The sequence below is a fragment of the Sphingobacterium sp. GVS05A genome (assembly GCF_019969845.1).
Taxonomy (GTDB): Bacteria; Bacteroidota; Bacteroidia; order Sphingobacteriales; family Sphingobacteriaceae; genus Sphingobacterium.
The window spans coordinates 319,819-333,429 of the sequence record NZ_JAHXYR010000004.1 but is presented as its reverse complement, the minus strand read 5'-3'; the positions used below and the strand labels follow the sequence as shown (position 1 = coordinate 333,429).

Sequence of the window (13,611 nt, the reverse complement as noted above, 5' to 3'; positions counted from 1 at the left end):
ACAAGTCCCTTTCCTATTAAACGATTAAGATACTCAAAATAGACACATCCAATTAATCTCTATGTCTCCCTCTGTGTCCGTGCTCGTGTCGGTCATTATCTCTATCTCCGTATCCGCGTCCACGCCCTCTTCCTCTATCGTTATGTCTTCTATTGCTCTCACCCCAGGAATGATCTCGTCTTACACTGCGCTCACTTGCAAAGGAATATCCACTATGTCCATGGTGACTATCCCGGATAGAAACCTGTCTGCCCCGTGAGTGGCCATATCTGCTTCTATAACGGTCATGATGATGCCAAGGTGTGCGATCATTGATCACTACTTTATGCGCCCTATAAAAATCATAGTGCCGATATCTTCTCGGTAAACTCGCCCTTCGTATCCAACCTCCATTGTCATAGTAGACATAACATCTCGCAGGTACATCATAATACATATTGTATTCAGGCATGTAATAATAACGGGCGTAATCATAACCCACTGGTCCCCAACTTGGCTGACTCCCAATATTTACGCTGATACTTACCTGTGCATCAGCCGTCCCAGCCACAAAAAGACCTGCAACGATAGCAGCGGTGTAAAACATTTTTTTCATAAGTAGCTCCTCCCTTAGTTTTGTAATTTATTCTTTACAATACGACAACAAACTGTATGCAAAAGATTAAATGGTAAATGTTAATTTTTGTTAACAAAAACTTAATCTATTCAGCACAAACCACTTAGTTTTATTTCTACATTCAAAACAGGGAAACTTTTTAGGGAGCAAATTGTTCAACCAATAATACTATTAATACTTTAATTGAACTTCAGTATGAATACTTACAGCATTGGAATCATCGTCGGCAGTTTAAGGAAACAATCCTATAATAGAAAGATAGCTGATTTTATTCTTGAACAAACACCAAACAAGTTTAACTATCGTATTCTTGAAATTGGTGATCTCCCCTTATATAACCAAGATTTTGATGACGAAGGCAATCCGCCTGAAAGTTATATCCGGTTTCGTAAAGAGGTCGCAGCACTGGATGCTATTCTGTTCATTACCCCTGAGTATAATCGCTCCATACCTGCTGTACTAAAAAATGCAATAGATGTAGGATCCCGGCCATACGGGAAGAATAAATGGGATGGCAAACCGGGAGCCATCATCTCCTCTTCGACAGGAGCTTATGGTGGTTTCGGTGCAAATCATCATATCCGGCAGTCCTTGGTATTTGTCAATATCTATCCAATGCAGCAACCCGAAGCTTATCTTGGTAATATAAAAGATTGTATCGGCGAAAGCGGAAAAGTTGAATTACAAAAAACAAAAGACTTCCTGCTCGACTTCAAAAAGGCTTTTGAGCACTGGATCATCAGAATAGTACATACAAAAAGCCAAGATTAATCTTGGCTTTTTGTATGCTTAGCAATTAATTCTTCCAAACTTAGCTTTGCTCCTCATTTGAATCATAATTCCAGCTCAGCAACTTTTCTTGCAAAATCCGTGATATTTTATTGAAATAGCGTTTCTGCTTGTAGCCCATGACCCATTGCACCCCTTGTACCGCATTGGTACAAAAAATCTCATCCGCTCTTTTCATGATTTCAGCGCTTATTTGTGCCTCCACAACTTCAATCCCTTCAGCTCGTGCCATATCCATCACTACCCGTCGCATAACACCTTCGATACATCCCTCGGATAGCGCAGGCGTATATAATATTTTTTCATAATACACGAAGATATTTGAGGTCAGGGACTCACAAAGGTAACCTTCCTGATTTAAGATCAATACATCATCAAAGGCCATTTTTTTCTTGTAGATACCCGCCAGTACATAAATTTGCGAATTGAGCGATTTTAGTTTTGACAAATCACTATAAGGCTTTTTGAACTCACTATATAAGCCCACGATCAGACCGACTTTCTTATCTCGCAGATTGGGTTCTATGCGTTGTACCTGCAAGACAAATCCCGGTTTATTTGTAGATGGATTATATAATCCACCACCCATCCGAAATACAATCAATCGAATACGAACCTGCTGCCCCAACATGTTATTCTTACGAATCAGTTCCTCCGATCTTGAACGGATAAAAAATTCGTCAAAAAGATTCGCATCATCAAGGTGTATCAATTCCATCCCCTGTTGCAAGCGCGCTACATGAAAATTCAGAAAACGAATATCACCATCCTTATACAACATGGTTTCAAACAATCCATCACCATAGCGAAAGCCTCTATTTTCTACGCTAAATATTTCCTGTTCTTCCGGCACTACATTGCCGTTAAAATTGATATAGTTTGTCGGCATCTTTATTTGTTTTCAAAATTTTAATCATTTTCTACAGCCATGGAATTTGCGGCGTAACCACGCCACTTTTCTAAAGCTAAACGAAAATCTTCAGGATATGGTACCTCAAAATAGATATTTTCTTTTGAAGTCGGATGAATAAATCCCAATACCTGTGCGTGAAGCGCCTGCCGTGGAAGCAGGTTAAAGCAATTGTCTACAAATTGTTTATATTTTGAGAAGACAGTTCCTTTTAATATTTTATCCCCACCGTACATTGCGTCATTAAACAATGGATGACCAATGGATTGCATGTGCGTACGAATTTGATGTGTACGCCCCGTCTCCAACTGGCATTCGATCAAGGTCACATAACCCAATCGTTCCAGTACTTTGTAATGCGTCACTGACCATCTTCCTTTGTCCTCACTGTCGTACATGGCCATAATACGTCTATCTTTCAAATGACGACCAATGTAACCTGTAACCGTTCCATCCTCTTTCAAATCACCCCATACCAAGGCAATATATTTACGGGTAATGCTATGATCGAAAAATTGCTTAGCCAAAAATGCCATCGATTTTTCGTTCTTAGCGATCACCAACAATCCGGAAGTATCTTTATCTATTCGGTGTACCAGACCGGGACGGTCTGAATTTCCCGGCAATTGTGGCAACTGTTGTATATGATAAGTCAATGCATTGACCAATGTACCTGTATAATTATTATAACCTGGATGAACTACCATCCCTGCTTCTTTATTTACAATAAGTACATCGTCATCTTCGTATTTTATGTCTAACGGAATATTTTCGGGGTAAACCTCATTATCGCGTGGTGGATCTGGTAATACCAACGTAATGACATCCTCTGGTCTGACTTTATAGCTCGCCTTGATCTCTTTTCCGTTAACCATGACAGAACCTGCTTCAATGGCATGCTGAATTTTGCTTCTTGTCGCATTTTCCACCCTATTCATCAGATATTTATCAATACGGAGTAAAGCTTGCCCCTTATCCACTTCAATGCGTAGATGTTCAAATAACTCTTGTTCTTCTTGATCTTGCGATCCCATTTGTTCTGTCATTCTACAAAAATAAACCAAATGAAACAATTTTCGTTAAATTTGTTTTCATTTAATGTTATGTTGCCATTCAATATCCATAGCCCCGAAACAGAAGTCACATTACCTTTATGGGAAAAAAAGCACATCAAGGTAACACTGAAGCGAGACGACCTGATCCATCCTTTTATTTCGGGCAATAAATGGCGAAAATTAAAGTACAATCTTCAGGAGGCATTGCAGCTCCAAAAAAATCATATCGTTACTTTTGGTGGTGCATGGAGCAATCATTTGCTAGCGACCGCTTGTGCAGGAGCAACATTCCGGCTCAAAACGACAGCTTTCGTCAGAGGTGACGAACAGGTTAATAATCCGGTTCTGACCATGTGCCAATTATTCGGGATGCACCTAATTTATGTGGACCGGGATTCCTATAGGGACAAAGAAAAGCTCTATAGCGACTATTTCGGTCAGGATCCAACGGCCTTCTATGTCCATGAAGGAGGCTATGGCCTGTTGGGAGCCAAAGGCTGTGCCGAACTTGTCGATGAGCTCCAACAGGACTACCAACATATCTTTACTGCCTGTGGCACCGGAACTACGCTTGCCGGAATTGCCAACGCAATTGACAAAAAAGTCCTTTTCACCCAGATACACGGGGTACCCGTACTCAAAAACGGCAGCTTTATCAATGATGAAGTTGCTCAACTCTACCCCCATCTTGCCGCACCTGTTTTACATCTGGACTATCATTTTGGAGGGTATGCTAAGACTACACCTGAACTACTTGCATTCACACAGGATTTTATCAGCAGTACGGGTATTATGATCGAGCCTACTTATACCGGAAAATTGCTTTATGCTGTAGATGATCTCATCAAAAAAGATTATTTCACTCCAGCAGATCAGCTACTGGTTGTTCACACAGGTGGGCTCACCGGATTACTCGGGATGTACGAACGCTTCGCATTTCATTGATCTAGGTCAATAAATCGGTTATTATGCCCCTAGCAGACATTTTGCTGACATTTTTTTTGTGATTATGTTGTAAGTTTGACCAGTTTAAAAATTAAAACTGATACACAGATGAAACCATCATGATTTATTCAAACCGAGTGAAGCGAGTTCATGAATGCAATCAAAGAACAAATTGTGAATGAATAATCTCACTGGGGAATGAATAAATCTGATAGCTTCATCACAATTAAAAAACAAATTTATAAAGATGAAAATATTAGCATTTGCAGGAACAAGTAATAAGAATTCTATCAATAAAACTTTTGTAACAAGTACTTCCAAATATTACAAAGAAGCTGATGATAGTGTAGAGCTTCTTGACCTCAATCATTTTGAAATGCCTATTTATTCTTATGATAAGGAAGTAGAATTGGGCATTCCACAATTAGCGCATGATTTTGCAGCAAAAATGGATGCCGCGGATTTCTTGCTTATTTCACTGGCGGAACATAATGGCTCCTATACTTCAGCTTACAAAAACATTGTTGACTGGGTATCGCGGATTCCGAATCGCAAAACCTTCAATGGTAAGCCTGTTTTCTTATTAGCTACTTCTCCCGGTCCAATGGGTGGCTCAACTGTATTGAATGCAGCAGTCAATAGAATTACCTGGGATGGTGCTGATATCCTGGATGCGTTCTCCCTACCTGAATTCCATAAAAATTTTGAGGAAGGAAAAGGTATTACCAATCCTACTTTGAGAAGCCAACTCGAGGCTAAAGTACGCAAGACTAAACGTGCTCTTGCTGAAAAGTTAACGGTTCAAGGTTAACAAAAGATTAACAAATAACCATTGTAAAAACCTCTTTTAATATGTAAATTCAGAACCTACTAAAAAAGCTTTTTGATATGGCAAAGAAAATATTATTACTTGTTGGAGACTTTGTAGAAGACTACGAAGCGATGGTTCCATTTCAAGCGATGGGATCAATAGGAATAGCAGTTGATGCTATTGCCCCTGACCGAAAAAAGGGCGATGTAGTGCCTACCGCGGTACATGATTTTACAGGTGACCAAACGTATAAGGAACTGCGGGGTCATAATTTTGCGATCAATAAGGATTTTGATCAGGTCAACCCTGAAGAATACGATGGACTCTATATTGCAGGTGGTCGTTCGGCGGAATATATCCGTCTTAACCAACGTGTATTGGAAATTACCAAGCATTTCTTTGAAAAGAATAAGCCTGTTGCAGCAATATGCCACGGGATTCAGGTATTGACAGCAGCAAAGGTTCTGACAGGGCGTACACTGACAGCCTATGTCGCCGTAGGGCCTGATATTGAATTGGCGGGTGGCATCTGGAAAAATATTCCAGCTGATCAGGCGGTTGTAGATGGAAACCTCGTTACATCTCCTGCTTGGCCCGGACATCAGGCTATCTTAAAAGAATTTTATAAATTATTGGATATAAACATTACTATTTAAGCGTATTTTAATGAAGAAGAATAAAAAGGTATGGCTTTTGGTCATCCCGGTTTTAGTGTTGTTGGGTTTTATTTTAAAAGATACTTTCAATCAGAAAAGTATAGAAGATCTTCCTGGCGGATTTAAGGAAGTTGCTTTTGTTAGGAATGAGCAAAATAAAGGTGGGATTATCCGTATCTATGCCGTCACAGTAGGCGACCTATTGAATGCAGATTATACAGCCTGTCTGGAGCTCCTGCCAGTCAACGATTATGGCAGTACGACCACCGTATATTTTTTCGATCGTACGGCCCCTTACCCTACGACATTGGCAATTGATGCCCCGCATTTTGATGGCACCAAGTATAAAGCGATCCAGATTTCAAAAAAATACGGAAAAAAGAAATAACAATACAGTCAACGATGTTGTTCACCCCAAAAGATCTCGCACTTTTTGGGGTATTTTTTTGGAAGTAGATGAAGAAAAAATAAATTAATAATTCTTTAACACGAAAAAGTTCGTTTATCGCGCCTAGAGCTATAGTTTTGCTTCTTAAATTTATGTATATTTAGCTATGGCGAAAAGATTTATTCCTAGAGATATTAGCTGGTTGAGCTTTAATGGCAGAGTTTTACAAGAGGCTGCAGATGAGACAGTACCTTTGCCCTTAAGGATCAAATTTTTAGGTATATTTTCCAATAACCTGGACGAATTTTTTCGTGTACGTGTTGCAGGCCTCAAACGTGCCATCGACCTCAAGGACAAAAGTGCCAATCAATCTTTTTATGAAGATCCGCAATTGATTTTAGAAGAACTCAATATTCGGGTAATCAAACAGCAAAAGAAATTTGATAACACCTGGAATCGGATCCAAAAAGATATGGCCAAGCAAAATGTCTTTATCAAGACGAGTGAAGAGCTTAGTCCGGAGCAACAGCAGTTTGTCAGTGAGTATTATCAGGATGATGTGGAGTCGAATGTCATTCCGCTAATTCTAGATGATGTTCGTCCAATGCCTTATATCCGTGACAAGAGCCTCTATTTAGGTATCGCCATGGGAAAAAGTGAATGGCAATACGAGACTAAGTTTGCCCTAATTGAAATTCCCACCAGCCAGAACGGACGCTTCGTCCAATTGCCGGCACCAAAGGATGAAAAACATATTATTCTGCTCGAAGATGTCATTAAGTTCAATCTTCCATTGATATTTTCGTATTTCGGTTTCGATGTATTCCATGCACATGTGTTTAAGGTCACGAAAGATGCAGAATTCGATATCGATAACGACATCAATACAACGCTGGTTGAAAAGATAAGCAAAGGCGTCAAAAATAGACGGAAAGGTAAACCGACCCGTTTTATCTTTGATCAGGAGATGGATCCAAAACTCGTCGAGTTTCTGATCAAAAAACTCAACCTATCAAAAAAAGATAGTATCATACCTGGACAAAAGATCCATAATTTCAAGCATTTTATGGACTTCCCCAATGTGTTTAAGTCCTATCATCAACCACAGGAGAGAACTTCATTTCCACATCCCTATTTTCAAAATTATGAACGGGTCACCGATACAGTTTTGAAGAAAGATGTTCTGCTCTCCTTTCCTTATCATGAGTTTCGGCCTATTATTGACCTGCTACGTGAAGCAGCAATGGATCCGGATGTAAAAACCATACAGATTACAGCCTATCGCTTGGCATCGAATTCCAAAGTCGCCAATGCATTGATAAACGCTGCCCGAAATGGTAAGGAAGTAACGGTCATGCTTGAACTGCGGGCACGATTTGATGAGGAGAATAATCTGGACTGGAAAGAAAAACTTGAATTGGAAGGCATCAAAGTCCTAACAGGAGTTCCCAATAAAAAGGTACATGCCAAATTATGTGTTATCAAAAAGCGGGCTGGCGCAAAAACAATTCAATATGGCTTTGTCAGCACCGGTAATATCAATGAAAAAACGGCCAAATTATATGGGGACTATTGCCTGTTGACGAGCAATAGAGATGTCATTGCGGATATCAATAAAGTCTTCAATTACCTCAGAAGACCAAAATCAGACCCCGCCGAGATGATCAAAAACTGTAAAAGCTTATTGATCTGTCCAATTGATATGCGCAGGGAATTGCTACATTTTATCGATCTGGAAATCGCAGAAGCTAAAGCTGGTCGAAAAGCAGCTATCATTGTCAAAGTAAACTCGTTGAGTGATAAAGATATGATTAAAAAACTTTATGATGCTGCAACAGCTGGAGTGAAAATAGACCTTATCATCCGTGGGATTTATTGCGCGATGAACCAGAAAACATTTAAATCTCCGATGAATGCAATTTCAATCGTCGATGAATATCTGGAACATGCCCGAATCATGTATTTCTACAATTCGGGTAAAGAATTAATGTATATCTCCTCGGCGGATTGGATGACCCGAAATTTAGATCATCGCATTGAAGCAGCTGTAAAAATCACCAGTAAAAAAATCAAGGAAGATTTAAAGGAAATGCTTTACATTCAACTAACCGATAATGTTAAAGCTCGTATTTTGAACAATTCCCTAAGCAATCACTACGTTGAAAATAAAAAGGAGCCTTGCCGCTCGCAGATCGAGATCTACAACTATTTAAAAAGAAAAATAACAGATCATTAAGTATATTTTCTGACAAGCCTTAGGTATTCATTCCCTGAGGCTTTTCTTTTTCATCTTCTTGCTATTGTTTGCAATACATTTTCAGCTCATAGCCGAATGCTAGAATTGAGCATCAAATTTGTATCTTCATCCTATGAAACTCAACTTCTGTCTATCCATTGGTCTTGCTTTTTTTGCCTTCCAAACGAAAGCCCAACAAAAGATGCCAGCAAACTTCGTCTACGTAAAAGAATTCATCCCGACAATTACCCTCGAAATGCGTTATTTTGGAAGCCATAATTTTACAGGAAAACCTATCCCTGGCTACGAAAAACCCGTTGCGATCCTAACCAAGCGTGCCGCATTGGCCTTACAGCAAGTTGAACAACATCTAAACAATCAAGGCTTGGCATTAAAAATTTTTGATGCCTATCGTCCGCAACGCGCAGTTGATCATTTTAAAGCCTGGTCCTTGGCCACCCAAGATACAATCGCTAAACGGGAGTTCTATCCAGAGCTGGATAAGAAAAACTTATTTAAACTCGGTTTCATTGCGACCAAATCAGGACATAGTCGCGGTAGTACCATCGATTTAACATTGGTCAGTCTTAAAGATCACAAAGAAATAGATATGGGCGGTCCTTTTGATTTCTTTGGTGCCGTCTCTCATCATAACAATACCAAACTAACTGCAAAACAAAAGGAAAACCGCAGGATACTACGTGAAGCTATGGCTAAATTTGGGTTTAAGGCCTACGATAAAGAATGGTGGCACTATACCTTAAAGGATGAGCCCTATCGCAAAACGTATTTTGATTTTATTGTAAAGTAAGCATGTCCTCCATCGATAAACTCATTGACAACAGAGATTTTTTCGCTTTTCACATCAAGGGAAACAAATCCAAACCAGTCTTCAGCCCACAACAGCAACATGTATTGGCGAATAAGAGCCTTTATTCGCTCTGCCTAATAAAAAAAGGGGAAACCTCTTTTATTATAAATGACGAACGGGTACAAGTTGGACAGCATCACCTGCTCTTGACTCATCCCTCGTCGAAAGTCAATGGAGCATCTGTCACCAAATCTTGGGACTGTGAAGTCTATTTGATTTTCTTTAGTATAGATTTTACGTTTAAATTGGAACTTCAAAAAGACTTTTTTGACTTTACAAAAAAGTCCCTCGCATTGAATAGCAATCACATTTTTTCACTTTCGACATCAGATGCCGCAAACCTGTCTAACCTATTCAAGCAGTTTATTCATTACGACAAGCAAGATGGAGACTATATTTTCAAGCCACAGATTATCAAGTCGCTGACGGAAGTGTTGTTTTGTGAGATCGCACGTTTAGCCAGCCAAAATATCAAAAATATTCCCGTGGTACCCTCACGGAAAAGAGAAATATTGGCCAATTTCTACTTGCTATTAAAACAATCTTTCCGTCGTGAACATATGGTACAGTTTTACGCTTCAGAATTAGGTATTACACCCAAACACCTCTCGGTGATCACGAAAGAACTCACCGGAAAGCCAGCAATAGAATTGATTCAGAATGTTTTGGTGGAGGAGGCCAAATGTTTGCTCCGTCAGGGGCTTTCGATCGGAGAAATCGCGAAACAGTTACATTTCTCAGATCAGTCTTTTTTTGGAAAATTCTTTAAGCGAAATGTAGGCATATCGCCTAAAGAATTTCGTCAAAAAGCTTGATTAAACAAAATCGTTGAGATCAAAGATGGTACTAAATTGTTTATCTGCGGCAGAAGTATCCTGTAGTTTATCTTCTCCCCAAGTCTGTCCTTTCAGCCATAGCGTCTGACAACCGACAGCCTTTGCTGGAGCCATATCCTTACTATAGGAATCACCCACGACTAAGATCTCAGCAGCAGGCAAACCCATCGCCTCGACACCAAGTGCATAAATTGCAGGATCTGGTTTACGTACCCCCACTACCGCTGACTCGACAACCGCTTTAAAATATGATAAAATCCCAAAATCAGCCAACACAGCTTTTAGATTTCCATAGAAGTTGGATACCATCACAATGGGATATTGGTCGCTCAGAATAGCCAATAATGGTTTTACCTGTGCAACAGTATCTTTGGCAAGAGAATAACCATCAAATGCGATTTTATCAGCCAATTGCATATCCAGATCATAGCCGGCGGCAATAAGATATTCAAACTGTACTTTCAATTTCGCCTCAAGTACTTCCAGGAAATTAAAATCTGATTTGATAATCGGCTGAATCGCCATTTGACGTTCGGCATAGGCGTAGGCTTCTTGAAAGGAATTCAGGTTAACCGGAACTTGATATTTTTCGTAACCGGACCATATCACTGCCCCCCAATGTCCCCCATTTGTATCTAATGTACCACCGTAATCAAAAATAATCCCCTTAATTATAAACTTATCCATTGCTATTTCTTTTTAACTAAACTCATCCAACCTAAACCAATCATAATCCAAACAATCTCTCTGATCCTTGTCACAATCCCCATAAAAATACCGACTGAAGCAGGTAAGCCTATGCTCATCACAGCCATCGCCAAACCACCTTCACGAGTCCCTAATTGCATTGGGAAGAAAAATACCAAATTAGCAAATAGAGAGGATCCGGAACTAATGATCATCGCATCAATAAAATCAATGTTGATATCCAGTGCCAGACCGATAAAATAGATCTCAAAACAGCCGACTACCCGGGCAACAAATTCCCAGAAAAGAGCTGTATAAAATCGGTTTCTACGATTTTGAAATAGATTCTTCACCTGTTGGTCAACATCGTTCAAGGTTTCGAACTTTGCCTCAAGCAGATTATTTATTTTCTTTCCAACTAAGGGCAAGCGCGACAGGGTCTTTAATAAAGAAACTGTAATTCCTTTTTTATAGAATTTTGTAAACAACCAGGTGCATACTATAGCCATGACAAAAATGACGGCACAGGCAACATCAACCATGGTACTCGCTGGTACAAACCAGAGAATCAGGAAAACTGATACCACCCAAAATAATATATGGGATAGAATGTGCATAACACCATATAACAGAACGGATGAACCTGCTTTTGAACCGCCAACATAATTTTTCAGTTCGATAATGCGGTAAGGTTCTCCCCCTAGCGCCACAAATGGCGTAATGTAATTAATGGCATAACCAGACACAGTCAATTGCAATACTTTCCAGAAAGGAACATTGGTTTGCGGCAATTGCGGCTCCTGAATGATCGCTTTAAAAGCCATAGCATTCATCCAATAAAGAACAGCCCAGCTACCCAATACCGGCAAAAACCACCAACCAATTTTCTCCAGATTCGTCCAAATCTCCTGAACCCCCATTGCATGAATCATATAGGCCAAGGTGCCTATACCAATCAGCATAAAGAGTACTTTATAGATTTTACTCCCCATAAGTTGGATCGTTTGTTAATTTATCAACAAAATAACCACTTACCTTTTCTTGTCTATTACACATATAGATTAAGATCGGGTTTAAAACAAACATATCAAAGAAAAAGTAAATCCACGGTTGACCGATAAACAGCCAGACAAAAAGGAAGATTACCCGTGTATTGAACTGCACAATGTTGGTGTACTTCATCAATGGTTTATTTTTCATTCTGAAATCAACCATCAATTGTTGGGGCAAATCATCTTTGTATCGGGATTTGACGATATGCAATAACTTCTGCAATTTTGGGGATAGCTTTTCCTGATTTCGGGTATAGCCCATATAACCATTCAGCACAAACTTGCTAAAAAAGTTCTTCCGCCAGGACAAGGCATCGTAATCAACTTTCAAATCACGCGTATTATCCAATTCGCTTCCTGCCTTACCTTTGATAAAAAATAGATGGACATTGCGGTAATAGTCAGCCATTGCAGATTGCAACATATGGGACACCCCAGCAAGGATACAAAATACCCACAACCATTCTGGCCAGCCTTCATTGATACTGCGCAAACAGATGGCAATATGGATGGAAGCAAACCAAAAATCGCCTGCAAAGCCGTCCAAAATACGACCAAAGCGACTCTTATTATCTGTCATCCGGGCCAACTGTCCATCTGCGCTATCCAAAGAGTTTGCAAAGACCAACAACAGCATTCCGATCACATTAATCCATAGATCTTGGTAATAAAATAAAATACCGGCCGCAACACCAAAGAAAATACTTATGATCGTCACAGCATTGGGTGTTATCCCAATTTTAGCACATACCTGTGCAATACGAAAACCAATTGGTCTATAAAACCAAATATCTATTTTCTCTTCTGTATCGTTGGATTTTAAAGATTGTTCGAATGCACTCAAATTCTCTTCTTCGATTACATTAACTTGTTCTCTCTGCATTGTGGTTCTTTTCAGTAAATTTATGGTAAACCATTTGCGCAATAGCTTCAGCTGCTTCTGCTCGACAAGGAGCAAAACTGGGCCAATCATTTAGATCAATAATATGAAAATCTCCATTTGCATCAATAATCACATCACCGCCATAGATATGGACATCCAGTACTTCCGCTGCACGGTTGGCTACTTGCTTTAAATTAGCCAAATCAAATGGAAAATGGACAACTTCATCATTGATCTGTTCGTACAAATCGTACTTATGATGATTATGTTCATAGGGATAAAAGTAGAAAAAGAAATCGGTATCCCTAACCGCATAAAACTTTAATAGATCTCCTGCCAGATGCTCGGAGATAACGGCCTCCTTGATCCCCCGGAGTGCATATTCGTTTAGGATATGCTGTGCTTCTTTGAGACTGGCAGCAAAAGTGACATCTTCTTTATGGATTGCATGAAAGTCACCACGTTTGATCCAGACACCTTTTCCTTTCAGTTTTTCAAAAATAGCCTGTATGTCTGCGACTGTTGAAATGACGATACTCTTCGGATAGGGAATCCCCCCTTCCAACAATTTGAGCGTCATATTTTTCCGAAAACAGCTCTCAATACCGAAACCTGAATTCAACACATTAACACCATTATTTTGAAGGGATTGCAACTTCTTAACCAAAGTCTTTGTTCTTCCCATGGTCAGAACATTCTTCTGTTTAATCGTATTCAAAGCTAAGAATTCGTCCTCATTACAAATTTCAACTGACGCACCTTTCTCGGTCAATTTTAGCACAACTTCATTAAATATTGCAGCATCATTCCCCACATGATTGGGAGAAAAACGGTTTTTACGTGTCACGCCTAAAATAGAAATCATTTCGCTCATTT

15 protein-coding genes are annotated in these 13,611 nt (G+C 39.6%); 8 read left to right on the top strand and 7 right to left on the bottom strand.

What is annotated here, in order from left to right; all coding sequences use genetic code 11:
• Positions 1-52: 52 nt before the first annotated feature.
• Complete coding sequence (locus LC454_RS11920; protein WP_223582587.1) at positions 53-595, bottom strand: hypothetical protein; 543 nt, start codon at positions 593-595, stop codon at positions 53-55.
• Positions 596-811: 216 nt separating this feature from the next.
• Between LC454_RS11920 and LC454_RS11915 the strand changes: the two genes are divergently transcribed.
• Positions 812-1,387: an NADPH-dependent FMN reductase gene (locus LC454_RS11915; protein WP_223582585.1), complete on the top strand. Its 576-nt coding sequence runs from the start codon at positions 812-814 to the stop codon at positions 1,385-1,387.
• A 40-nt stretch (positions 1,388-1,427) separates the two neighbouring features.
• Here the strand turns inward: LC454_RS11915 and LC454_RS11910 are convergent, their stop codons facing one another.
• Both LC454_RS11910 and LC454_RS11905 read right to left on the bottom strand, forming a co-directional pair.
• Positions 1,428-2,294, bottom strand: a complete 867-nt coding sequence (locus tag LC454_RS11910) for an aminotransferase class IV (protein WP_223582583.1) — start codon at positions 2,292-2,294, stop codon at positions 1,428-1,430.
• A gap of 20 nt (positions 2,295-2,314) precedes the next feature.
• Positions 2,315-3,361 carry an RluA family pseudouridine synthase gene (locus LC454_RS11905; RefSeq protein ID WP_223582581.1) on the bottom strand — a complete coding sequence of 349 codons (1,047 nt, stop codon included), beginning with the start codon at positions 3,359-3,361 and terminating at the stop codon, positions 2,315-2,317.
• Positions 3,362-3,379: 18 nt separating this feature from the next.
• Between LC454_RS11905 and LC454_RS11900 the strand changes: the two genes are divergently transcribed.
• From LC454_RS11900 to LC454_RS11870, 7 genes are all read left to right on the top strand, one after another.
• A complete protein-coding gene (locus LC454_RS11900; RefSeq protein WP_223582579.1) occupies positions 3,380-4,315 on the top strand; it encodes a 1-aminocyclopropane-1-carboxylate deaminase/D-cysteine desulfhydrase in 936 nt (311 codons plus the stop codon).
• A 247-nt stretch (positions 4,316-4,562) separates the two neighbouring features.
• Positions 4,563-5,126 carry an NADPH-dependent FMN reductase gene (locus tag LC454_RS11895; RefSeq protein WP_223582577.1) on the top strand — a complete coding sequence of 188 codons (564 nt, stop codon included), beginning with the start codon at positions 4,563-4,565 and terminating at the stop codon, positions 5,124-5,126.
• 77 nt (positions 5,127-5,203) lie between these two features.
• Entirely contained in the window at positions 5,204-5,782 is a 579-nt protein-coding gene (locus LC454_RS11890; RefSeq protein ID WP_223582575.1) for a DJ-1/PfpI family protein, read from the top strand.
• 10 nt (positions 5,783-5,792) lie between these two features.
• Positions 5,793-6,170 (top strand): hypothetical protein, encoded by a 378-nt coding sequence (locus LC454_RS11885; protein WP_223582573.1) that lies wholly within the window; start codon positions 5,793-5,795, stop codon positions 6,168-6,170.
• 166 nt (positions 6,171-6,336) lie between these two features.
• Entirely contained in the window at positions 6,337-8,406 is a 2,070-nt protein-coding gene (ppk1, locus tag LC454_RS11880) for a polyphosphate kinase 1 (protein WP_223582571.1), read from the top strand.
• A gap of 133 nt (positions 8,407-8,539) precedes the next feature.
• The gene (locus tag LC454_RS11875; protein WP_223582569.1) at positions 8,540-9,217 is read left to right on the top strand and encodes a M15 family metallopeptidase; all 678 of its coding nucleotides are present in this window, start codon (positions 8,540-8,542) and stop codon (positions 9,215-9,217) included.
• Between the two features lie 2 nt (positions 9,218-9,219).
• Positions 9,220-10,092 carry a helix-turn-helix domain-containing protein gene (locus LC454_RS11870; RefSeq protein ID WP_223582568.1) on the top strand — a complete coding sequence of 291 codons (873 nt, stop codon included), beginning with the start codon at positions 9,220-9,222 and terminating at the stop codon, positions 10,090-10,092.
• Here the strand turns inward: LC454_RS11870 and LC454_RS11865 are convergent, their stop codons facing one another.
• Genes LC454_RS11865 through LC454_RS11850 form a run of 4 tightly spaced genes read right to left on the bottom strand, consistent with a single transcriptional unit; the run spans position 10,093 to position 13,600 of the window.
• Positions 10,093-10,800 carry an HAD family hydrolase gene (locus LC454_RS11865; protein ID WP_223582566.1) on the bottom strand — a complete coding sequence of 236 codons (708 nt, stop codon included), beginning with the start codon at positions 10,798-10,800 and terminating at the stop codon, positions 10,093-10,095.
• Between the two features lie 2 nt (positions 10,801-10,802).
• A complete protein-coding gene (locus LC454_RS11860) occupies positions 10,803-11,792 on the bottom strand; it encodes a lysylphosphatidylglycerol synthase transmembrane domain-containing protein (RefSeq protein WP_223582564.1) in 990 nt (329 codons plus the stop codon).
• Positions 11,782-12,735 (bottom strand): CDP-alcohol phosphatidyltransferase family protein, encoded by a 954-nt coding sequence (locus LC454_RS11855; protein ID WP_120260813.1) that lies wholly within the window; start codon positions 12,733-12,735, stop codon positions 11,782-11,784. The genes LC454_RS11860 and LC454_RS11855 overlap by 11 nt, the downstream gene beginning before the upstream one ends.
• On the bottom strand, positions 12,716-13,600 hold the full coding sequence (locus LC454_RS11850) for a hypothetical protein (RefSeq protein ID WP_223582562.1): 885 nt from the start codon (positions 13,598-13,600) through the stop codon (positions 12,716-12,718). Before LC454_RS11850 ends, LC454_RS11855 begins: the two co-directional genes overlap by 20 nt.
• Positions 13,601-13,611: the final 11 nt, after the last annotated feature.